We start from the raw sequence: 23,925 nt of genomic DNA, 5'->3' as shown, positions 1-23,925 counted from the left end.
ACAACCTTTTTTAATGAATTTTTTCAGCATACATTTTGTTTCAAAGTCATTTCTTCAACGAATTGTTCTGCTGTTTTTTATTGGATTCTTGACGGGCTGCACGACATACAAAACCCAACTAGGTAGTCAAGCCACTTCGTTTTATAACAACCAATCGCTTGATACGACCACCATTGTTTATTCTGTGTTTTTAACTGGAAATGCGGCGAATACACAAAATGACGGAGCCACTCCTTCCCTATCCAATTTTAAAAAAAGACTGGAAAAAGCGTCAAAAAATAGTACTGTACTTTTTTTAGGCGACAATATTTTTCCGTTAAACGGATTCAATCAGAACAAAACAAAAGCCGAAGAAAAAATTACCACACAATTAAATTTAACCGAGAAATTCAAAGGGAAAGTATTTTTAATTCCAGGTAAAAGTGATTGGGGAAACTCCACGTCATCATTACTTGCTCAAGAAAATTTTATTTCAAAATACAAGAAAAAGGAAAGCCAACTAATTCCTCAAAATGCGTGCGGAATCGAGTTTGTTTCGTTAAGCAATGAAGTAGAATTGGTTTCCATTAATTCACAATGGTTTTTGGACGATTGGAATGAACACACCGAAATCAACAAAGGTTGCAGCATTAAAACCCGTGAACAATTTTTTGATGAACTCGATAGTCATTTATTGGAAAATCAGGAAAAAACGATTCTCTTAGCTATTCATCATCCCTTATTGAGTAACGGGATTTATGGTGGTCAGTATTCATTAAATCAACAACTTTTTCCGTTGGAAAAGAACATTCCGTTACCAATTGCCGGAAGTTTTTATAACCTGTTTCGAAAAGCGAGTGGTTACAAAACTAATGATTTACAACATGCTTCCTACCGTGAAATGACTGAGCGAATAAAATCGATTGTGCAAAAATACAATCATGTGGTGGTGGTTTCGGGTCACGAACAAAATTTGCAGTACATCAACAAAGAAGGTATTAAGCAAGTTATTAGTGGTTCCGGTGCTTATTTTTCAGAAGCAAGAGCTGTCAATCCTAAAGATTTTAGCTATGGCGGCTATGGCTACGCCGTAATAGATGTATATGAAAACGGAGCTTCTACGGTTTCGTTTTATACTACTTCTAATCGTAAAGAAGGATTGCTTTTTAGGCAAAAAATAAGAGAACCTGAGCTAAATATAAAACATCAGCAATACCCCAAACAATTTGAACCCACTGTAAAAAAATCAATATTTGGTAAACCGGTGAGTAGAAAAAGTGATGTCTATCAATTCCTTTGGGGAAAACATTATAAAAACTATTATAAAAAAGAGATTGCCTTGCGAACGGTTAGTTTAGATACACTGTATGGCGGTTTAAAGCCCATTGGGCTAGATAATGAAGGAACAACAAATTCGCTTCTATTAAAAGATAAAAATGGAAAAGAATTCAGTATGCAACCTCTCGAAAAAGATGCTTCTTCCTTTTTTAAGTCGTTGGCGTACAAAAACAGCAACTTAAAAAACCAAGAGAAAAATGCTCTTTCAGAAGATTTTTTAAGGGATTATTTCACAACTATTCATCCGTTTACCCCGTTAGTTGTATCCAAATTGTCTCTTGCTATTGGCATAAGTTCACCGCATTCAAAATTATTTTATGTCCCTAATCAAAATGCTTTAGGTAATTATAATGAAGATTTTGGTGGCAGTTTATATTACATTTCCGAGAAAGTTAATACTACGCAAAAAAGTTTGGCTGATTTTGGTAAACCAAATGCTATTATTGACACCGATGAAATGTTACATCAAATCAGAATCGATAAAAATCATGTGGTAGATAAAGAAAATTACATTCGAGCTCGTCTTTTAGATATGCTTATCGGCGATTGGGACCGACAGGAAAAAAACTGGCGTTGGAGCGTTCACCAAGAAAAAGAAAAAACAATTTATAGGCCAATTCCGTTGAATCGCGACCAGGCTTTCGCAAAATACGACGGTGCTTTTCTATGGCTTTTGAAAAGTATTCCGGCTATGGGGCAAATGCATTCGTACACGTACAACCCAAAAAACATAAAGGAATTTAACAAACAAGTCTATGCATTGGATTTGGCTCTTTTATCTGATAGCGATGAAAAAGTATGGGAAAAACAAGCCAAATTCATCCAAGATAATTTAACAAATGACGTAATTAACAAAGCCTTTTTGCAATTGCCTTATGAATTGCAAGACGAAACAACTACCAAACTCAAATTGTATTTGAGAAATCGTCTTAAAAAATTAAATCAAACTGCCCAACAGTATCAAAATTTGTTAAACAAAAAAACATTGGTTGTTGGTACTATGAAAGATGATGTTTTTGTAATAAATCGATTGTCCAATGGTAGAACTTCAGTAGTGGTCTACAACGGCAAAAAAACTCCATCTAATATTGTTTTTGAAAAAACGTTTACAAAAAAACGAACCAAAGAGATTTGGTTTTTTGGACTAGAAGGCAAAGACGAATTCAGTATGGAAGGAAATGAATTTAATCCCATAAAAATCAGATTGATTGGTGGTTTGAATCAAGATTCGTATATTATCGAAAACGGAAAGAAAGTCAAAATTCACGACTTTAAAACGAATAACATTTTGAATGTGGATAAAAAAACAACGGTTTTACTTTCCAATGATTATGAGACCAACACATATAATTATAACAAACCAAATTTCGACGAATTCACCGGAGTTCCACTAGTAGGCTTTAATCCTGATGATGGTATACGATTGGGTGTTCGATTAGATTTTACTAAAAAAGGTTATTTAGGAAATCCCTATTCGCAAAAACACACCGCCGACGCAAATTATTTTTTCGCCACAAAAGGTTATGAATTGACTTATTCAGGAATAATTAAAAGAGCTTTTTCACATTTTGATATGGTGATTAATGCCCAAGCCACCAGTTCAAACTTTGCACAAAACTTTTTCGGTTTTGGCAATAACACGCAAAATGAAGCAGATGAATTTGATTTTAATCGGGTTCGAATAGCCTCTTACAAAGTAAGTCCGGGATTGTTATGGCAAAAAACCAAAAGCTCCAGCTTCATAGGCAGAATCAACTTTGAAGCCTATAAAGTGGAAGATACACCGAACCGATTTATTTCTTCCGGAGTTGTAGATAACCGTGTGTTTTCATATCAAAATTTTGCCGGGGTGGGACTAACTTATCAATTTAAAAATTATGACAATCCGTTCATTCCCTCGTTGGGAATGGGTCTTCAAGTAATCGGAAAATGGAATACTAACTTGACTGATTTTTCCAAACAAGTTCCTTCAGCAGAAGTAGTTGCCAACTTTGTTTATCGTTTGACTCCTGATGCTCAATGGATTTTTGAGACAACATTGAAAGGAAAATCGCTCTTTAGTGACACCTATGAATTTTATCAAGCCGCTAATCTAGGTGGCGACAGTGATTTACGTGGTTTTAGAGATAATCGGTTTTCAGGAAAAACAGCGGCTTTTCAAGGTTCAGATTTGCGGTATAGTATCGGACAAATTAAAAACCCTTTTGCACCAATGAATTACGGAGCATTTATAGGGTTTGATTACGGAAGGGTTTGGTTTCCCGGAGAAAATAACTCTAAATGGCATCAATCCACTGGTTTTGGGTTGTGGTTAAACAGTAGCAATGTTATTTCTTCCACTATTTCCTATTTTCATTCAAGCGATGGTGGACGAATAGCTTTTGGGATGAAATTTAATTTTTGATATTATCAAATTGTTATCTATTGAATTAGTTAGGTTAAGAATAATCCATCTAAAATTAATTTTTGCTTAATACTAATTCATTGCGTTAAATTATTGGAATTCATTTTACATTTTTGTTAAAATTTTTCCGATGAAGACAACATTTTATTTACTTGTAATTACTTGTTTACTTTTGCAAAATTGTGCTAAAATGGACAAAAAACCACTAAATATAGGTCATCGCGGTGCAATGGGTCACGAAACAGAAAATACTATTGCTTCCGTCAAGAAAGCCATGGAATTGAATGTGGATATGATTGAAATTGATGTTTTTTTAATAAAAAGTGGCGAATTAGTAGTTTTTCACGATGAAATCCTAGATAGTCTTACCGATACATCTGGTAAAATTGAGGATTTTACTTGGGACGAATTACAAAGAGTAGTAGTAAAAGGAAATCATCAAATTCCAACTTTAGATGAAGTAATCGAAACAGTGGACAGATTGGTTGTTTTAAACATTGAACTAAAAGGTAAAAATACGGCTAAACCTACCTTTGCTCTACTTGAAAAATACTATCAAAAAGGATGGCAAAAAGAAGATTTTATGATTTCCAGTTTTTTATGGGATGAGTTAGAAACGTTTAGAAAATTAGACAAACAAATTCCCATTGCAATTTTAACTGAAGATAGCCCGATAAACGCCATTAAAATTGGAAAAAAATTAAAAGCTGTGGCTATCAATCCTTGGTGGAAAACCTTAACGGCAGAAAACAGCCAACAACTACACGAGGAAGGTTTTCAAATTTATACTTATACCGTTAACGAACCAAAAGACATTAAATTAGTAACTGAATTGGGAGTAGATGGAATTTTTTGTAATTTCCCCGAAAGATTACATTGATGTATGATGTATTGATTGTGGGTGGTGGAGCCGCGGGTTTTTTTACCGCTATCAATATCGCCGAAAAAAATTCTAATTATAAAATCGCTATTCTGGAACGTGGAAAGGAAGTGCTTACAAAGGTGCGGGTTTCCGGTGGTGGTCGATGCAATGTCACGCATGCGTGTTTTGTTCCGAATGATTTAGTGAAATTTTATCCGCGTGGCGAAAAAGAGTTACGTGGTCCTTTTCATCAATTTTGTTCCGGAGATACGATTGAATGGTTTGAAAAACACGGTGTAGAATTAAAAATTGAAGAAGACGGCAGAATGTTTCCCGTTTCCGATTCTTCCCAAACCATCATTGATTGTTTTTTAAATGCCGTTAAAAAACATAAAATTGAAATCCTTACCGGACAAAGTGTGCAATCTGTTTTTCGTTTGGAAGACAATTGGAAAGTAGAAACCAATCAGCAAACGTTTCGTTGTGAAAATTTGGTGATGACCACCGGAAGCAATCCTAAAATTTGGGAAATGCTAGAAAAATTAGGCCACAAAATTGTTCTTCCGGTCCCTTCCCTTTTTACGTTTAACATAAAAGACAAACGCATAAAAGATTTAATGGGAGTTTCGGCATTTGCTTCCGTGAAAATCAAAAATTCAAAACTTTCGGCTTCGGGACCGCTTTTGATTACCCATTGGGGAATGAGTGGTCCAGGAATTTTGCGACTTTCCGCTTGGGGAGCAAGAGAATTATTTGATAAAAACTATCAGTTTATTTTGGAAGTCAATTGGCTCAATGATGCTACTTTGGAAGAAACTGAAAACCAATTGAAAGAACTCAAATTGGAGCACGCCAAAAAAATAGTAGTAAAAAAATCTCCTTTTGATTTCCCAAATCGCTTGTGGGAAAGTTTGGTTTTGGCTTCCGAAATTTCATTGGAAACCAAATGGGCCGATTTATCTAAAAAACAACTTCTAAATTTGGCTTTACAATTGACAAATGGCCAATTTCAGGTAAATGGAAAAAGTACATTTAAAGAAGAATTTGTCACTGCAGGCGGCATCGATTTAAAAGAAATTAATTTTAAATCGATGGAAAGTAAATTACTTCCAAAAGTATATTTTGCAGGAGAAATTCTGAATATTGATGCGATTACAGGTGGGTTTAATTTTCAAAATGCATGGACAGGTGGGTTTATTGTGAGTGAGCATCTTGCAAATTCTCATTGATATCCAAAAAATTCTCATTTACATAATTATAATTTATTAAAAATCAATTACTTTTGATAACCTAATCATCAAAAAATGAAAACAAAACTACTTTCTCTGACATTTTTTCTTTTATTCTTTGTCTTCGGAACGCAAGCACAAATTCAATTAACAGCGTGTGACACTGAGTTCAACGGCACTCAAACATTTGATTTAACAACGGTTATTCCGGGTTTATTAGGAGGCCAAAATCCAAATGATTTTACCACGACATTCTATATAAGCCAAACGAATGCTATAGCAAATGTGAATGCAATAACAAATCCAACCAGTTATGCGAACAGTACTAATCCGCAACTAATTTGGGTATCATTTGTAAATAATTCGACTTCAGAGGTGACCATTAATTCATTTTCACTACAAGTAAATCCTCTTCCTTCATTAGGTACAGAAGTAGCGACTGCTTGTGATGATAACAATGACGGAATTGCAACATTTGATTTTAACGAAGCTGTGCAGATTATTTATCAAGTCAACAATGCAACGCCAAACTCAATGTTAGTGCAGTTTTACGAAACTCAATCGGACATGGAAACCCAATCTAATCCAATTGGTTATACTTATACCAACATATCTCCTAACCAAATCATTTACATCCGCATCGAAAATTTAATTACCGGTTGTTTTTGGGGTGGTGAATTCTTTTTATTTGTAGAAAATTGTTCCACTAGTTGTGAAACACCCATCAATTTGAATGTAACCAGCGTTTTTGAAACAGGAGCCGTTTTGTCTTGGGTAAATCAATCCTCGCCGGCTACTTTAAATGAAATTATAATACTCCCAGAAGGCTCTCCTGAACCCAACCCAAGTTCGCAAGGTTTTATCATTTATTCTAATCCCTACACTATTACAGCCCTTACATGTGAAACCAGCTATACTTTTTACGTTCGCACACTTTGTGAAAATCAAACCGCAACAGATTGGTCAGAAGGATTCACATTTACTACGGCTACTTGTGGTTCAACGGTAACCCCATACATTAGTGTAAACACCACTTCTTTTTCACCGGAACAACTATTAAACAATATTATTTTAAATTCCAGCTGTGGCGTAATTGAAAATGTGGTAACCCAGGGCCCTTGTGGTGTGGGCTATTTTAATGGGAACGATAGTGACTTTCCTTTTGAACAAGGAATGATCATAAGAAGTGGACAAGCAATCTTTACAGAAGGACCATACAATGCCAATTCTTTATCAACAACTTGCTCTCAAGCGGGCGACCCACAATTAAATGCTATCATGCAATTAACGGGACAGACAGGCACAATAAATGACGTGTCTTTTGTGAAGTTTGATATCACTCCAACCTCCAATATTTTAAGTTTCAACTTTATTTTTGCCTCCAATGAGTACGGTCAATACCAATGTCAATATTCCGATGTATTTGGATTTATTTTAACCGATTTAACAACAAACGAAGTAACGAATATTGCAATTGTTCCCGGTACAACCACACCTGTTTCCGTGACCACTATCAGGGATATTATTCACAATGTAAACTGTCCGTCTGTTAACCCACAATTTTTCAGCACGTATAATGTAAATAACCCAAATAGCAGCTTGAACATGAGAGGTTATACCATGCCGATGACTGCGATAGCATCGGTTATTCCTAATCATACCTATTCATTAAAACTTTCTGTTGGTGATTATCAAGATACTTCTTTTGATTCGGCCGTTTTTATTGAAGGCGGTAGTTTGGCGTTAGGTAACCAATGTAGAGAAAATATCCAACTTATTACCTTTTTAGATTCAAATAACAATGGAATTAAAGATGCCGGCGAACCCAACTTTTTAAATGGTAATTTGAATTATCAACTGAATAATTCAGGTGAAACGGTTTCTGCCACATCACACAACGGCGTGTTTTATATTTTCCCTGAAAATGAAACGGATACCTATGATTTTAATTATTCCATTTATTCTGAATTTGCCGGATTTTATGCAGAACCTATCAGTTTTGATGATATTGTTTTTTCCCAAACTGAATCTAATGTGTATTACATCCCCATCGTAAACACAACTCCTTACAACGATGTTACGGTTTCTTTGGTCGCTACCAACCAACCGGCGGCAGGATTTAATTATAGCAACAAAATCTATTATTCAAACAACGGTATTGCTCCGGCATCCGGCACATTGACTTTTGAGAAAGACCCTGCGTTAACCATCACTAACATTTCGGTTGCCGGAACAACCAATCTACCCACCGGATTTACATTTGATTATACTGATTTAATGCCTTCTGAAACGAGAGCGATAACGGTAACGATGAGCGTTCCACCCATTCCAACGGTTGCTATTGGAGATTTAGTAACTAATTCTGTTTCGATTTCCAGTTTAACAACAGATGCTAATCCAAATAACAACACTGCTTCACAAACAAAACCAATTGTAGCTTCGTATGACCCGAATGATAAAAATGAGTCACATGGTAATAAAATTGCTTTAGCAGATTTTACGGAGGATGATTATTTGTATTACACGATTCGTTTTCAAAATACAGGAACCACCAATGCTACTTTTGTTCGCGTAGAAGATGTGTTGGATGCTCAGTTAAATCCGGAAAGTTTGCGAATGATTGCCGCCAGCCATCCGTATGTTTTGGAACGCATTAATAATGAATTGGTTTGGAAATTTGACAACATTCAGTTAGTTCCACAAATCGTGAATGAAAATGCGAGTATTGGATTTGTACATTTTAAAATTAAACCAAATTCTGGTATTGCTGTAGGCGACATCATTCCAAATACGGCAGACATTTATTTTGATTTTAATCCGGTGATTGTCACCAACACGTTTGAAACCGAATTTGTTGAAACGTTAAGCACTCCAGATTTTACCAATTCAACGGTTGTGCTTTCTCCGAATCCAGCGAAAGATCGCCTTCAAATTCAATTGAATGGCAGTTCAACTATTGAACAAATTTCGGTTTATGATGTGGTTGGAAAAAGGGTTTATTTTAGAAATAAAATAGAAGTAAATTCAGCTTCAGTTGATTTTTCTAATTTAATTCAAGGTGTTTATATGGTGGAAGTGATAACGGCTTCGAATCAGAAATTGGTGAATAAGGTGATAAAACAATAATAATTAGACCGATAAATTATAATCTAAGGGTGAAAGCAATTTTGCCCTTTTTTTATTTTCTGTAAACAAAATTTCATTTAAAAACACCTCTCCCCTGCCCGGGATTGAAACGGAAAGCCCACAGCACGGAAACTTTAAAATGCTTAAAGCGGCAAAGCGACCAAAGGAAGCTCTTGACGGTTTGTAGCATTTTTAGTTTATGGGCGAGGACTTGCAGTGAAAAGCCCGATAAGGCCCAAAAATCAAAAGAATTCGCTTCGGTATTCCCAAACTTTTAAAAGAAACAGACCAAAAAACACTATTGAAACCACAAATTTTATAAACGTTGAAGCTAAAAAACCAATAAAAGAACCGGTTGCCGCTTTAAATGCTTTTTGCGAATCGTTGGAATTATTCATCATTTCGCCTATAAAAGCTCCCACAAACGGCCCGATGACAAAACCCAATGGAATCGGGGCAAAAATGCCAACGATTAATCCGATGTTTGTTCCCCAGATGCCGTATTTGCTACCACCAAATCGTTTGGTTCCTTTGGCGGGAATGACGTAATCGAGGATGCCTACAACAATTGCTACGAATAAAGTTATGCCCAAAACCGTGTAACTCATTGGCACGGCTTTGGTAAGATACAACAACAAAAGTCCGACCCAACTAATCGGTGGCCCGGGTAAAACAGGTAAAAAACTTCCGAGAATGCCAAGTATCATTAAAATGAATGCGATGAGTAAAAGTGTGATATCCATAAAATAATTTATTACTTTTGGTTAATCAAAAATACGTGTTGTTTAATTACAAACGAAAAATGAACAAATTTCTTTCCATTTTTTCTTTACTTTTTCTCTTGGTTTCCTGCCAATACTTCGAAAAGCGAGTGCCTTCGGAAGAGGAGTTATTACAAAAAAGACTAAAGGAAATTAATTGGAATGAGGTTACTGTTTATCCATCGGTGGCGAAATGCGATAGTATTTTAGATAAAGAATTGCAAAAGGAATGTTTTTTCAAGTATTTAACAGAAATCATTCATCAAAAAATTGCTCCGGACTCGTTGTTGACCAATGCTAAAGTTTTAGACACCATTGAGGTCAGAATTACTGTTTTTCCGGATTCTCAAATTACATTTGAACCACTTTTTTCGTCGGATAGTTTAACGTATGACAAACAAAAAACAGACAGTATCATTCGTGCAAGATTAACCGATTTTCCTAAAATTGAACCCGCTCAAAAAGAAGGAATTCCGGTAAAAACACAATTTATTTTACCTGTTATTTTAAAAACGGATTAAGATTTGAATTTTCTTCCTTTCCACTCATACTTTCCAAATAACGAATAAAATGCTACAGCTGAACTGAAAAACGGATAAACTAAAGCTGTCAATAAACTTTTTTTCATTTTTATTTGATAAAATTGAGCCGTTTGATTGGCTACTAATAAATCGGCTATAATTTTTAAATGAAGTAAAATTATCATTTCAAAAAATCCGAAGAAAAGGAGAATTAAAGAAATGATGAAAGCCAAATTTGCTAAAAAAACAATCAACGCTACAAGTTTTCCAAAACTTGCTGTATAGGCTTTTGATTTTCCCGCCCATCGCACGCGTTGCTGAAAAAGTTCTGTCCAACTTTCTGCCGGATTGGTTGTAACTTGAAAATCTTGTTTGCATAAAAATCCAACTTCATACGGAAAATTTTTAACGGCTTTTTGCAATAAAAACACATCATCACCGCTAGCAATTTTATCGTTGCCTTCAAAACCATTGAGTTGAATAAAGAAATTTTTGGAATAAGCTAAATTGGCTCCGTTGCACATAAAAGCTAAGTTGAAATCAAAACTTCCTATCGTGACAGCTTGCAAACTAATCATTTCAATTTGCTGAAAATCAAACAAAAAACCATTTTTATTCTTAAAAAAAACCGGTCCACAAACCATTAATTTTTTGGTGTTTTGGATGTAATTATTCAAATCCAATAGCCAGTTTTCAGGCACTAAACAATCGGCATCGGTGGTAATAATCCAATCAAATTTTGAATGTTGAATTGCTGTTTGAATGGCATCTTTTTTTGGTGAATTAGAAACTCTATCATTGGGAATTACTTGAACTTGAAACCCGCAACTCGCAACCCGAAAACCATCCGAAGAATCATCATCAACCAAAATCACTTCAAAATTTTCGATAGGATAATTCAATTTTTTAATGGTTTGCATTAGATTGGGAAGATTTTCAGCTTCATTTCTAAACGGCACCACAATAGAAAAAGATAGTTTTTCAGCAGCTGAATTTTCGTTAGATTTTGGCACTTTTTTAAATCCTATCCAAAAGAAAACCATCAAAAAAACATAAACCGAAATGGCTAAAATCAATAAGTACATCATAGTTCTAATTTGGGTTTAAATTTCATTACAAAAAAACTTCCAATTAAAACCGGAATAACTAAATTCAACAACCACATTAACGTAGTAATGGAAACTATTGTCCATTGATTAACCCCTAACTTACCAAATAAAACAACGGCAACACTTCCTTTTATGGCAACATCCATCAGATGAATACTGGGAACAATTGAGGCTAAAAAATACATTGAAAAAATAGTTGCTAAGGCTAATGAATACGTAATTTCTACACCAAAAACCAACAATAAAAAATAGAATTGATGAGAGAAAATAAGAAATCGAATCACCGACAATTGTTGGGTTGTTTTTAGTGAATTTTTAGGAAACGTTTTGATTTTTTGAATTAATTTTTCAACCGAAAACCCATAAATAATTATCTTCTTTCCAAACATCAAAAAAAGTAAAAAAGCCAATACAATTACTAAAAGAACTATCGAAATTTTAGAACTAAAATAATCATAAAATAACCCCGTTAGCAACAATCCGAACACGCCAAAAAAGGAGGTCGTAGCCATTTGACTACTGTTTCCGATAAAGTTCAGCAGAATGATTTTTTTGGTTTCCGATTTTGGAAAACACATTACTTTTGCCCCATATTCTCCCACGCGATTGGGTGTAAATACAGAAGCGGTTAACGATCCTAAGGATTGCATTGCGGCTTCTTTGAAGGAAATTTTAAAATAGGTATTCACTAAGTTTTGCCATTTCAAAATTTCGAAAAACCAATTTAAAACGCTTAAAAAGATAATTCCGAGTAAACCAAAAAATGTAAATTTAGTAGAAACAAGATGCCAATCGTCTAGGTTTTTTTTACTCAATTCGGCATATAAATAATAAAAAGCAATGCCCACAATCAAAAGTTTGACGAGAACCAACAGGAATTGTTTAGCTTTGTAAGGAATTGCATTCATCAACACAAAGAAACAAACTTTAACCTGAAACAGTAAACTTTAAAGAAAAAAGATTGGCAAACGAACGCATCATCTTAGGCATTGACCCGGGAACGACCATCATGGGATTTGGTTTAATTAAAGTGGTGAACAAAAAAATGGAATTCATTCAGTTGAATGAATTGATTTTGAGTAAATACGACGACCATTATACCAAGTTAAAAGTCATTTTTGAACGCACCATCGAGTTGATTGAAACCCATCACCCGGACGAGATTGCCATTGAAGCTCCGTTTTTTGGCAAAAATGTACAATCCATGCTCAAACTCGGACGAGCCCAAGGTGTGGCGATGGCCGCAGGATTATCGCGACAAATTCCGATTACCGAATACGAACCCAAAAAAATAAAAATGGCCATCACCGGAAACGGAAATGCCAGTAAAGAACAAGTAGCCAAAATGCTGCAACAATTACTAGGGTTGAAAGAATTGCCTAAAAATTTAGATTCTACCGATGGTTTGGCGGCAGCGGTTTGTCATTTTTTTAATTCCGGAAAAGTAATTGGAGAGAAAAGTTACACTGGTTGGGATGCGTTTGTGAAGAATAATGAGAATCGTGTAAAAAAATAGTTTACAGTCTCAGTTTACAGTCACAACACTGCAACCTGAGACTGTGACTGCAAACTAAAAATGTCAGGAATTTATATACACATCCCGTTCTGCAAGCAAGCTTGTCATTATTGCGACTTTCATTTTTCCACTTCCATGAAAAAGAAAGATGAGATGGTTTTGGCTTTAGCGAAAGAAATATCGATGCGAAAAGAGGAGTTCAAAAATGATATAGTGGAAACCATTTATTTCGGCGGCGGAACGCCATCAATATTAGTGATTGAAGATTTGCGATTGTTGATTGATGAGGTTTTTAAAAACTATAATGTTGTTGAAAATCCGGAAATAACGGTTGAAGCAAATCCTGACGACTTATCGAATAATCGAATAATCGAACTATCCAACAATCGAATAAACCGTCTCTCCATCGGCATTCAATCTTTTTTTGAAGACGATTTGAAGATGATGAATCGTGCTCATAATGCCAAAGAAGCTAAAAAGTGTCTGGAAGAAGCAACTAAACATTTCGACAACATTTCACTCGATTTGATTTACGGAATTCCGGGAATGAGTAATGAAAAATGGATTCAGAACATAGAATCCGCTTTGTCTTTTGGCATTCCGCATATTTCGAGTTATGCGTTAACGGTTGAACCAAAAACTGCTTTGCATGCATTTATTCAAAAAGGAATCATTCCGGTTCCTGATGATGAAGTAGCTCAAGAACATTTTGAAATTTTAGTTGAAAAACTGGAAGAAGCCGGGTTTATTCACTACGAATTATCCAATTTTGGAAAGGAAAACTATTTTTCAAAAAACAATTCGAGTTATTGGTTGGGTAAAAAATACATCGGCATCGGTCCGTCTGCTCATAGTTATGATGGCGAAAAACGAGGCTGGAATGTGTCGAATAATACCTTGTATATCAAATCCATTCAAGAAGGAAAATTATCACTTGAAACCGAAACGTTGTCCAAAACCGATCGGTACAACGAATATGTGATGACGGGTTTGCGAACCATTTGGGGAATTTCGTTGGATAGAATTCAAACAGAATTTGGTCAAACCTATTTAGATTACCTCAACCAACAAGCCGCCAAATATATCGAAGACCATTTGCTTTTTGTAGATGAAAACATTTTGCGAACTACTCGAAAAGGGAAGTTTTTGAGCGATGGGATTGCTTCCGATCTTTTTATGTTGAATTTGGTTTAATTTTTTAACATTAAGAAGTTAAGGATAATTAAGGTTTTCATTAAGTCTTAACTTATTTTATTAAATTTGGAGTAAATCAAATTCTATAGTGTGAACGAATATAAATGTGTTAGTTGCCAACAACCATTAATCGGAAAACATTGCCACAATTGTGGAGAAAAAGTTGTTGAAGAAAGTGATTTTTCAATAAAAACCATTTTCCTACAATTTGTGGATGGATTAACTAATATTGACTCAAAGTTCATCAAAAGCTTTCTCTTGTTGCTTTTTAAACCTGGACAATTAACCTTGAATTATGTAAAAGGAAATAGAAATCCTTACATGAGACCCTTTCAACTATTTATAGTAGTCAATATTTTATTTTTCCTTCTTTTAGCTGATGCCGATATCTTTAGGATTCCAGCAGAATATTATATTTCTAATGAAATTAACACGCAAAAAGTAGAAGCAAGTAACTTATTACTTGATGATGTTAAACAGAAATATGATGCTTTATCGCTAACAAACTCTAAACTATTCATATTTATATTGATTCCTTTTTTTAGTTTGGTTTTTTGGCTCGTCAATTTAAAAAAGAGACATTATTTTGGTGTGCATACAATTTTTGCTATTCATTACTTGTCTTTTTTTATGTTATTTTGTGTAACATTAGTCATTACACCAAAAGAATTATGGACACCTAGAGCTATTCAATTTGTAATTTTTGGTGCTAACTTTGTTTATTTGGCTTTTGCAATTAAAAATTTTTATAATGAAAACTGGAAAATATCAATTCTTAAGACCTTCATTTGTCTGGTTTTATGTTTTATGTTTATTTTCCTTTATCGTGAACAAATAAGCAATTATACTCTTTATACTCTTTTAAAAAATTGATTCCATGAAAGCGATTATCAATAATAAATTTGAAGTAGATTTATCAAAACCCATTGATATTTCGCTACCGTTATCCAATACTGAAAAAAATCCGATTGCTTGGTATATTGAAAAACCGCAGATTGAACCCGTTCGTTTTGGTTCTTGGGTGGGAAGTGTAAAAGGCGGAGCAACGACCAATTTCAATAACATTTTTTTCAATCCGCACGGGCATGGCACGCACACGGAATGTTTGGGACATATTACAAAGGAATTTTTCAGCATCAATCAAGCTCTGAAAACCTTTTTTTTCAACGCCCAACTGATTTCTATTCAACCGGAACAACAAGGAGAGGATTTTGTAATTACGAAAAGTCAAGTGGAAAAAGCATTAGGGAATGCAATTCCGGAAGCCCTTATCATTCGAACCTTACCGAATTTGGACGAAAAAAAATCCAAAAATTATTCGCATACTAATCCGCCTTATTTGCATGAAGAAGCAGCTATTTATATTCGTGAAAAAGGTATTCAACATTTATTAATCGATTTACCGAGCGTGGATAAAGAAAAAGACGAAGGTAAATTATTAGCTCACAAAGCTTTTTGGAATGTGAAAGATGTAAATGATTTAAATAACGATGCACGAAAAAATGCAACGATTACGGAATTGATTTTTGTTGATGATGCTGTAAAGGATGGTTCTTATTTATTGAATTTGCAGATTGCTTCGTTTGAGAATGATGCGAGTCCGAGTAAACCGGTTTTGTTTAGTATGGAGTAGATAGTTAGGAGTAATAATAAAATTATGGATTGTAGAGATTTATTAGCCTATAAAAAATCCTTTGCTTTAGCGATGATGATTTTTGAAGTTTCTGAAGAATTCCCGAAAGAGGAGAAATATTCATTAACCGATCAAATAAGACGAAGTTCAAGAAGTGTAACTGTTACATTAACGGAAGCGTATAGAAAAAGAACATATCCAAAAAACTTTTTTAGTAAATTGTCTGATACCGAAGCAGAAAACTCAGAAACTCAAGTTTGGCTTGATTTCTCATTTTCCTGTGGCTATTTGAATTAAATAAAACATTCTGAATTAAGTAGTTTAAATGATGAAATTGGAAAATTAATTCGTTATATGATGAACAATCCTGATAAATTTGGTTCTTCAAAAATTTGAATTATTAGTTTACTCCCAACTATAAACTCCCAACTAACCATGAATATCGAACAACTTTATCAATTCTGCCTTTCTAAAAAAGCCGTCACTGAACATTTCCCTTTTGACGAAGATACGTTAGTGTTTAAAGTCGGTGGAAAAATGTTTTGCCTCACTTCTTTGAAAGAATGGGAAAGTGGAGCTCCTTCCTTAAACCTAAAATGTAATCCCGAAAAAGCATTGGAACTTCGAGCTGAATATGATGCGATAACGGCTGGTTATCATATGAGTAAAGTGCATTGGAATACGGTTGCTTTTCACAGCGATGTAGATGATAAAATGATGCGGGAATTGATTAATCATTCGTATGAATTGGTGTTTAATAGTCTTCCCAAAAAAGTTCGAGAATCGATATAAATTTTTGGTTATGTAACAAGTGTTACTCTTTAAGTGGCTGATGATGAGTACCTTTATACTATAAAATTAATCATCATGACCACAACAGTTGTAATAGGAGGGAGTTTTGCAGGAATGACGGCCGCCCTTGAAATCAATCGAAAAGGAAAAGACCAACACAAAGTCATTTTAATAGATAAATCACCGCTTTTTCTGTTTATTCCCTCACTCATTTGGGTACCGCTAGGCAGAAGAGAAATCAAAGATATTTCCTTTAAAAAAGAAGCCATTCTAAAGAAAAAAGGCGTTGATTTTGTTGTTGCCGAGGCGATAAAAGTAGATCCAAAAACCAGTACTGTTTTTACCGACCATGGTGAATTCCATTACGACCATTTGGTTATTGCTACAGGTCCAAAAGTGAAATATGACGTTGCTCCCGGAGTGGAAGAATTTGCCCATTACATCGGCACACCTAACGGAGCTATGAAAACAAGAAAGGCATTGGAAGAATTCAAGAAAAATCCGGGTCCGATTGTGATTGGAGCGACTCAAAATGCCGGATGTATGGGTGCTGCTTACGAATTTTTATTCAATATTGAAAAATGGCTTCGCGAACAAAACATCCGTAAAAAAGTAGATTTGTTTTGGATTACGCCGGAAGATTATTTAGGTCACTTTGGTATCGACGGAATGCCGATGGGTGAAACCATGTTAAAATCCTTCATGAGCATGTTCAATATTCATTATCGCACACAAGTTGGCGTAAAAGAAGTTCAAAAAGATAGAGTAATTTTAACTAACGATGAAATTTTACCGAGTCAATTCACCATGTTGATGCCTCCGTTTATTGGGGTAGATTTTGTGACCAACTCACCGGAACTACACGCGACTCCCACCGGTTATCTTCCAGTTGGAAATGATTACAGACATCCGGACTATCCGAATATTTGGGCTGCGGGTATTGCCGTGAATGTACCGCTCCCTTTTACACCGGGAAAAGTGCCGTTTTCTTCGCCCAAAACAGGTTATCCTTCTGATGAAACCGGAAAAATTGTTGCAGAAAATATCATTCGAGTCACCAAAGGCAGAACCGATTTAAAAGAAAAAGCATGGGGAAGAATTCCCGGGTTATGTATTATGGATGCTGGTAAAAAAGAAGTTTTATTGCTTTCAACCAGTTTATTCAAACCTAGAACGTTTGCGATTATGATTCCAAATGTACTTTATGACTTCAATAAAATTTTATTTGAAAAATATTTCCTTTGGAAAACCCGAAATGGGTTGTCTTATTTGCCTTAAGAAATACCACAAAAAAACAATTAAAAAACCCTTCCGGAATTTAGAACACCGGAAGGGTTTAATTTTTTACTAAAGTGATTTTTTCTGCTTCTCCACAAAACCATCTGCTTGCAATTCCAACAATTCAATCGCTCGTTTTTTCTTGTAATCGTATAAACCTTTGTCTTCCCGAATATCAGCATAGACTTTATCGTAGATGGAAACATCCGTTTGTTTTTGCAATTCGCTTTGGTATTTGTTTTGGGACAAAACATTTTTAACTGCTAATTCTCCATCTTCTTGTTTAAAATCGTATTCGCCTCGGGGCGATAATAATTTGGCAATAATGGGTGACGTTTCAATCGCTAAAAAAAGTAACATAATAAAAAATGACGGCAACCAAGGTAACTTATCCAACGCATTGATACGTGCCATTAAACCATCAAAACCATCGATGATGGGTTGGGTTTCGGCTACTTTTTTATCCAAATCGGCTTGCAAAGTTTTCCCTATGGCTTCTAATTCGGCTATTTTGGCTTGATTGGTCGTTTTTAAGGTGGCTAATTCCTGCAACGCTGCATCGTGTTTTTCACGTTTTTCTTTGTAAACCGGACCTTTTCCGAGTTTTTTAGTCCCGGCAGTTCCTTCTGCTTCGGTAATGTAAACGGCATATAAATCATTGACTTCTTTTTCTTTTTTCAGGATGTCGGATTTTAGACTGTCGATTTGAGCTTTGTTTTGATCTACGTCAGATTGGAAATAAGTGGCCACTTGTTTTTTGTTATTCATCGCCATTTCATTCTTCTCTTTCAACAAAACGGTATTGATTTCCTTTTCAAAAATTTTGATTTCCAATGGTTTTGAAATGACGATTGCGATGATTACCGCCAACACAATTCGGGGAGAAGCTTGAATGAATTCATCCAAAAAACTGTCTCTTTTTTTGATAGTGGAAACAATAAAACGGTCAAGGTTAAAGATGAGTAAACCCCAAACGAATCCAAAAAATACCGCCGTGTAAACATTATCAAAAACGGTGTAAAGAGCATAACTGCCGGCGATAAAAGCCATGACTGCCGTAAAGAAAACCGTTGCACCAATTCCGGCATATTTGTTTTGTTCGCCATTGGAACAACTTTCGATGATTTGCTTGTCGGCACCCGAACAAAGCAGGAAGAATTTTTTGAGCATGAGGATTGATTTTTGATGATGATTGGTACAAATTTAACGCCAAAAATTAAATTTTGTTATAATTTGTTTCAGGTTTCAAGTTTCAAGTTTCAAGTTAAAAAGCTTTAATAGTACAGATTGCACCCGGGATAGTAGCGGAAAGCCCGCAGGACGGGGGTTGAGTTTTTTGCGGGTTGGGCCGGCGACCAACGGAAGCCGAGCCCAACCCGACAAAAAACCAACCAATGGACGAGGACTTGCAGCGAATAGCCCGAATTGGGGCTATAAAAAAACCGCTTACTCAACTGAATAAACGGTTTTAAAATTTGCGAATTTGCGGTTGATTTATTTACTCAACTCTACAAAATATTTATAAAACAACGGAATAGTTTCGATTCCTTTGAGATAATTGAAGATTCCGAAATGTTCGTTGGGTGAATGAATCGCATCGCTGTCGAGACCGAATCCCATCAGGATGGTTTTTGATTTCAGTTCTTTTTCGAAGAGAGCCACAATCGGAATACTACCGCCGGAACGCACCGGAATTGCAGGTACTCCAAACGTTTCGGTATAGGCTTTGTTGGCCGCTTGATAGCCGATGCTGTCGATTGGCGTTACATACCCTTGACCGCCATGATGCGACGTTACTTTCACTTTTACCGATTTTGGAGCGATGCTTTCAAAGTGGTTTTTGAACAATTCGGTGATTTCTTCCCAATCTTGATGTGGAACTAAACGCATGGAAATTTTGGCATAGGCTTTACTGGCAATAACGGTTTTGGCCCCTTCTCCGGTATAGCCGCCCCAGATTCCGTTCACGTCTAACGTTGGTCGGATGGAGTTGCGTTCGTTGGTCACATAACCGGCTTCGCCGTGAACATCTTCGATGTCAAGTGCTCTTTTATAGTTTTCGAGTGAAAATGGTGCTTTGGCCATTTCGGCTCTTTCTTCGGTTGAAAGTTCTTCAACTTTGTCGTAAAAACCGGGAATGGTGATGTGGTTATTTTCATCATGCAAGGAAGCAATCATTTTGGCTAGAATATTGATGGGATTGGCTACCGCTCCGCCATACAATCCGGAATGCAAATCGCGGTTTGGTCCGGTAACTTCAACTTCTACATAACTTAAACCGCGTAAACCGGTGGTAATGGAAGGTTGTTGGTTGGAAATCATTCCGGTATCGGAAATTAGAATTACGTCGTTGGCTAATTTTTCTTGGTTGCGTTCTACGAACCAGCTGAGGCTCTTTGAACCGACTTCCTCTTCGCCTTCAATCATAAATTTGACGTTACAAGGCAAGCAATTGTTAGCAATCATATACTCAAACGCTTTCACGTGCATGTACATTTGCCCTTTATCATCGCAAGAACCACGTGCAAAAATAGCACCTTCGGGGTGAATTTCAGTGGTTTTGATAACAGGTTCAAACGGTGGCGAAGTCCATAAATCCATGGGATCGGGTGGTTGCACATCGTAATGTCCGTACACCAAAACGGTTGGTAAATTCTTGTCGATGATTTTTTCTCCGTAAACGATGGGATAACCGGGAGTTTCGCAGAGTTCCACGAAATCACATCCGGCTTTTTCGAGACTTTTCTTTACCGCGTCAGCCGTGTCAATCACATCTTGAGCATAAGCCGAATCAGCACTTACGGATGGGATTTTAAGTAAATCAATCAGTTCACTTATGAATCGTTCTTTGTTTTGTTGAACGTAATTATTTATGTTGTCCATTATAAAAAGTAAAAATGATAAAGTTCAAAAGTACGAAAAAAATAAGGGTAAAAAAATTGATTCATCTTGAATAAAATTCAAAATAATCTCTATATTTGCACCCACTTATTGAAACAGCTACTGTTTTATTTGCCCGCGGGTGTGGTGAAACTGGTAGACACGCCAGACTTAGGATCTGGTGCCGCAAGGTGTGTAGGTTCGAGTCCTATCACCCGCACTAAACCTCAACGAATGTTGGGGTTTTTTGTTATTTATCTTGTTGTCGATAAATTATTTATCAAACTATAACGTTTGCGAATTCTTTTTTATGAAAAAAAACAACGCCTTTATTTGCATTCTTTTAAAAATACTTATCTTAGATTGACATTTTTTTAAACAAAACAAGAAATAATCCTATGAAAAGAATTATTCTACTTTTCTGTTCTCTTTTCTTATTATCCTATTCACATTTATTGAGTCAAAACTTTGGAACTTTTGCTTCTGCTGTTTGGCTAACTGATTGTAATACGTCCAATTTTTTTAATACTACGGGGGAAGGAGCGAACTTGATTGGCCCTATTCAAAATGAATTTACTAATACAAATTTTGGGGTTTTTATACAAAATTCAGGTTCATTTATCTTGCGTGGAGGTGAAGTAAAAACATTTAAAAACAGCAACGGTAATGCTTGTAGCGTTCGAATGAATTATCGAATATACTTAGAATCAGCAACGCCCGGAGTTTTCAACACCATTGACTTTCCTTTTTTTGATAACTGTAACACTGCAATTAGTGAATTCCCAACCGGTGGTCCTTGTGGCGAAGGCGATCAAAAATGGCAAGAAGTCTTAGAAGATGGTCAAACCATTCCTTATTCACCTATTGATTTAACAGCTTTTGCCCAAGGAAACTATATTTTGGAAGTTTTTTTTGAAGCAACAGGAGATTTGAATTCCTCAACTGAATGCGATGACACTGTCTTTGTAAACAATAATGGAAATAATTTCAAAGCCTTTTTTTCTATTAGAGCCAATCCAAACTTTATTGCTTCTAATCCTACTACTTGTTCAGGAACAGAAGGAACAATTACCATTGAAAATTTAAATCCAAATTCTTCTTATTCATTGACCTATAATGACGATGGATCATCAGTTGGGCCAACTTCAGTTATCGCCGACAATAATGGACATTTTGTGATTACGGGATTAAATGCCGGTAGCTACAGTAACTTTAACTTTGTGATAAACAATTGTTCAACAACTATAAACACGACAATTTCTCTAAATGACCCAACGGTTAATCCACCTACATCCGGCGGAAATCAATCGGTTTGTGAAAACAATCCGATTCAAACGTTAACTGCAGAAGCAACAACAAGTGATGGGTCAGTTATGGTTTGGTATGATGCACCTATTAATGGTACAATAGTTACAAACCCAACTTTATCTAGTGTTGGAACAATAGTGTATTATGCCGAGGCTCAAAATACAACTTCAAATTGTATCAGTTCCACCAGAACTCCGGTTAGTTTAACCATCAACCCTGCTCCATTGGCACCAACCGGTGATGCCATTCAGTCGATTTGTAGTACAGCAACAGTTGTGTTTACTTTAGCTGATTTAGTCATTAGTGGTTCAAATTTGCAATGGTATGCCGATCAAGCGGCAACTATTCCATTGGCTACCAGTACGCCAATTGTAAACAATACAACTTACTATGTTACACAAACTGTTGATGGTTGTGAAAGCAATTCAGCCCTACCCGTGTTGGCGTTGTTGAACGATCAAATCGTACCGGAAGTTACTGTTGTCCAACCAACATGTGCCACTGCCACCGGCAGTATTGAAATTACTAATCCCATTTCTTCCGGAAATGTATATCCAGATTTAATCATTTCTGAAATTACCGATGAATCCGTTGGTTCTCTAACCTATATTGAATTATTTAACGGAACCGGAAATACGCTTGATTTAGCGAATTACCGAATTAAAGTCTACAATAATGGTGGCACAAATCCGTCTTGTAATCTACTTTTAAGTGGTTTAATTCCACATAATACTGCTAAAGTTGTCTCCATTGGCAGTAACGGCAATCAAGGTGGTGTTGTTCCAGATTTGGTTTTTGCAGGTTGCGGTGGCGTAAATATCGATGACAACCTTCGTTTGACAAATTTTTCTGATGTTGAAATTGACATATGGGGAAGAACTGATGGTGTAGCTTTTACCCCTAATAATGAGCCCGGATATACTTACCGAAGATTACAAACCGCTATCGCACCAAGTACAACATGGAATTCGGCTGAATGGGAAGCCATTGACCCGCAAGATTATTCAAATATCGGACAATTTATCAATGTGTCTTCAGGTTCTTATGAATATAGTATTGATAACGGCACTACTTTTCAAACGAATCTATTTTTTGGAAATTTAGCTCCCGGAACCTATACTGTAATTGTGAGAGATGTTCAAACGAGCTGTATATCACAAGCTGTAATTGTAGTTTTAGCCAATCCTAATGAAAATAATGTACCGGTTTTTACATTTGGAAATAATTTAACTATTTGTGCCGGTGATAATGCTCCTATTTTACCAACAGTTGACAATAATGGTGTAAATGGAACTTGGAATCCTTCCACAATTGACAATACACAATCAAATACGTATATATTTACCCCTAATGACACACAATGTTATTCAACCTTTACCTTAACCGTATCTGTTTCTTCGTCAACAGTACCGGTTTTTAATTTCGGAAATGCTTTTACGATTTGTAATGGTGATGATATTCCTTCTTTGCCAACGGTTGACAACAATGGTCTTACAGGAAATTGGACTCCCACTTCTATAGATAATACTATATCAGGCACTTATATTTTTACACCTGATAATAATCCATGTGCTTCTGAACATACTTTGAACGTTACCGTAAATGATGTCATTACACCGGTATTCAATTTTAACAATTCAATTTCAATTTGTACCAGTGCTCAAGCTCCTCTTCTTCCCTCTATTGATAATAATGGAATTATAGGAAGTTGGAATCCGTCACAAATTGACGATACCGATGGTGGGATTTACACCTTTACGCCGGATGTGGGTCAATGTGCAAATAATTTTATATTAACCGTTGATATTATAAATTTTGCAACGCCTGTTTTTGATTTTGGAAACACACTTACGATTTGTGAAGGCGATATCGTTCCTGTTTTGCCGGATGTTGATAACAACGGTGTTAATGGTTTTTGGAGTCCGGCCGCCATCGATAATACAGCAAGCGGCACTTATACTTTTATTGTGAATAATTCTGAATGTGCTGTAAACT

The 23,925-nt window shown here is 35.8% G+C and carries 18 protein-coding genes and 1 tRNA gene; 14 read left to right on the top strand and 5 right to left on the bottom strand.

Annotated features, from left to right (window positions below; all coding sequences use genetic code 11):
* Positions 1–13 precede the first annotated feature (13 nt).
* The 4 genes from R2782_RS11055 (at position 14) to R2782_RS11040 (ending at position 8,938) form a co-directional block, all read left to right on the top strand.
* Complete coding sequence (locus tag R2782_RS11055; RefSeq protein WP_371268311.1) at positions 14–3,721, top strand: metallophosphoesterase; 3,708 nt, start codon at positions 14–16, stop codon at positions 3,719–3,721.
* Positions 3,722–3,911: 190 nt separating this feature from the next.
* Positions 3,912–4,601, top strand: a complete 690-nt coding sequence (locus R2782_RS11050; RefSeq protein ID WP_371268310.1) for a glycerophosphodiester phosphodiesterase — start codon at positions 3,912–3,914, stop codon at positions 4,599–4,601.
* The gene (locus R2782_RS11045) at positions 4,601–5,812 is read left to right on the top strand and encodes an NAD(P)/FAD-dependent oxidoreductase (protein ID WP_371268309.1); all 1,212 of its coding nucleotides are present in this window, start codon (positions 4,601–4,603) and stop codon (positions 5,810–5,812) included. The genes R2782_RS11050 and R2782_RS11045 overlap by 1 nt, the downstream gene beginning before the upstream one ends.
* Positions 5,813–5,887: 75 nt before the next feature.
* Positions 5,888–8,938 carry a choice-of-anchor L domain-containing protein gene (locus R2782_RS11040; RefSeq protein WP_371268308.1) on the top strand — a complete coding sequence of 1,017 codons (3,051 nt, stop codon included), beginning with the start codon at positions 5,888–5,890 and terminating at the stop codon, positions 8,936–8,938.
* A 242-nt stretch (positions 8,939–9,180) separates the two neighbouring features.
* Here R2782_RS11040 and R2782_RS11035 read toward each other — a convergent pair whose 3' ends face one another.
* Complete coding sequence (locus tag R2782_RS11035; protein ID WP_371268307.1) at positions 9,181–9,681, bottom strand: DUF456 domain-containing protein; 501 nt, start codon at positions 9,679–9,681, stop codon at positions 9,181–9,183.
* Between the two features lie 59 nt (positions 9,682–9,740).
* On the opposite strand from R2782_RS11035, the gene R2782_RS11030 reads away from it, so the two are divergent.
* Entirely contained in the window at positions 9,741–10,220 is a 480-nt protein-coding gene (locus tag R2782_RS11030; protein WP_371268306.1) for a hypothetical protein, read from the top strand.
* On the opposite strand, the gene R2782_RS11025 is transcribed toward R2782_RS11030, so the two are convergent.
* Entirely contained in the window at positions 10,217–11,308 is a 1,092-nt protein-coding gene (locus R2782_RS11025; protein WP_371268305.1) for a glycosyltransferase, read from the bottom strand. The two genes, R2782_RS11030 and R2782_RS11025, sit on opposite strands and share 4 nt — an antisense overlap.
* Entirely contained in the window at positions 11,305–12,201 is an 897-nt protein-coding gene (locus R2782_RS11020; RefSeq protein WP_371268304.1) for a hypothetical protein, read from the bottom strand. Before R2782_RS11020 ends, R2782_RS11025 begins: the two co-directional genes overlap by 4 nt.
* 89 nt (positions 12,202–12,290) lie before the next feature.
* On the opposite strand from R2782_RS11020, the gene ruvC reads away from it, so the two are divergent.
* From ruvC to R2782_RS10985, 7 genes are all read left to right on the top strand, one after another.
* A complete protein-coding gene (ruvC, locus tag R2782_RS11015) occupies positions 12,291–12,845 on the top strand; it encodes a crossover junction endodeoxyribonuclease RuvC (protein ID WP_371268303.1) in 555 nt (184 codons plus the stop codon).
* A gap of 60 nt (positions 12,846–12,905) precedes the next feature.
* The gene (hemW, locus tag R2782_RS11010) at positions 12,906–14,039 is read left to right on the top strand and encodes a radical SAM family heme chaperone HemW (protein WP_371268301.1); all 1,134 of its coding nucleotides are present in this window, start codon (positions 12,906–12,908) and stop codon (positions 14,037–14,039) included.
* A gap of 90 nt (positions 14,040–14,129) precedes the next feature.
* Complete coding sequence (locus R2782_RS11005; RefSeq protein WP_371268300.1) at positions 14,130–14,912, top strand: DUF3667 domain-containing protein; 783 nt, start codon at positions 14,130–14,132, stop codon at positions 14,910–14,912.
* A 4-nt stretch (positions 14,913–14,916) separates the two neighbouring features.
* Positions 14,917–15,672: a cyclase family protein gene (locus tag R2782_RS11000; protein WP_371268298.1), complete on the top strand. Its 756-nt coding sequence runs from the start codon at positions 14,917–14,919 to the stop codon at positions 15,670–15,672.
* Between the two features lie 24 nt (positions 15,673–15,696).
* The gene (locus R2782_RS10995) at positions 15,697–15,969 is read left to right on the top strand and encodes a four helix bundle protein (protein ID WP_371268297.1); all 273 of its coding nucleotides are present in this window, start codon (positions 15,697–15,699) and stop codon (positions 15,967–15,969) included.
* A 138-nt stretch (positions 15,970–16,107) separates the two neighbouring features.
* A complete protein-coding gene (locus tag R2782_RS10990) occupies positions 16,108–16,464 on the top strand; it encodes an MmcQ/YjbR family DNA-binding protein (protein WP_371268296.1) in 357 nt (118 codons plus the stop codon).
* A 75-nt stretch (positions 16,465–16,539) separates the two neighbouring features.
* Entirely contained in the window at positions 16,540–17,742 is a 1,203-nt protein-coding gene (locus R2782_RS10985; RefSeq protein ID WP_371268295.1) for an NAD(P)/FAD-dependent oxidoreductase, read from the top strand.
* A gap of 69 nt (positions 17,743–17,811) precedes the next feature.
* On the opposite strand, the gene R2782_RS10980 is transcribed toward R2782_RS10985, so the two are convergent.
* On the bottom strand, positions 17,812–18,912 hold the full coding sequence (locus R2782_RS10980) for a DUF4407 domain-containing protein (RefSeq protein WP_371268294.1): 1,101 nt from the start codon (positions 18,910–18,912) through the stop codon (positions 17,812–17,814).
* A gap of 324 nt (positions 18,913–19,236) precedes the next feature.
* Entirely contained in the window at positions 19,237–20,625 is a 1,389-nt protein-coding gene (locus R2782_RS10975; protein WP_371268293.1) for a dipeptidase, read from the bottom strand.
* Positions 20,626–20,760: 135 nt separating this feature from the next.
* Here R2782_RS10975 and R2782_RS10970 point away from each other — a divergent pair.
* Together R2782_RS10970 and R2782_RS10965 are read left to right on the top strand one after the other, a co-directional pair.
* A tRNA-Leu gene (locus R2782_RS10970) sits at positions 20,761–20,842 on the top strand.
* A 178-nt stretch (positions 20,843–21,020) separates the two neighbouring features.
* Positions 21,021–23,925: hypothetical protein (locus tag R2782_RS10965; RefSeq protein WP_371268292.1), on the top strand; the 2,905-nt coding region annotated here is incomplete at its 3' end.

It is taken from the genome of Flavobacterium sp., from assembly GCF_041392085.1.
In the GTDB taxonomy this organism is placed as follows: domain Bacteria; phylum Bacteroidota; class Bacteroidia; order Flavobacteriales; family Flavobacteriaceae; genus Flavobacterium.
The sequence above is the reverse complement of the archived record's forward strand: the minus strand, read 5'-3'. Positions and strand labels throughout refer to the sequence as shown.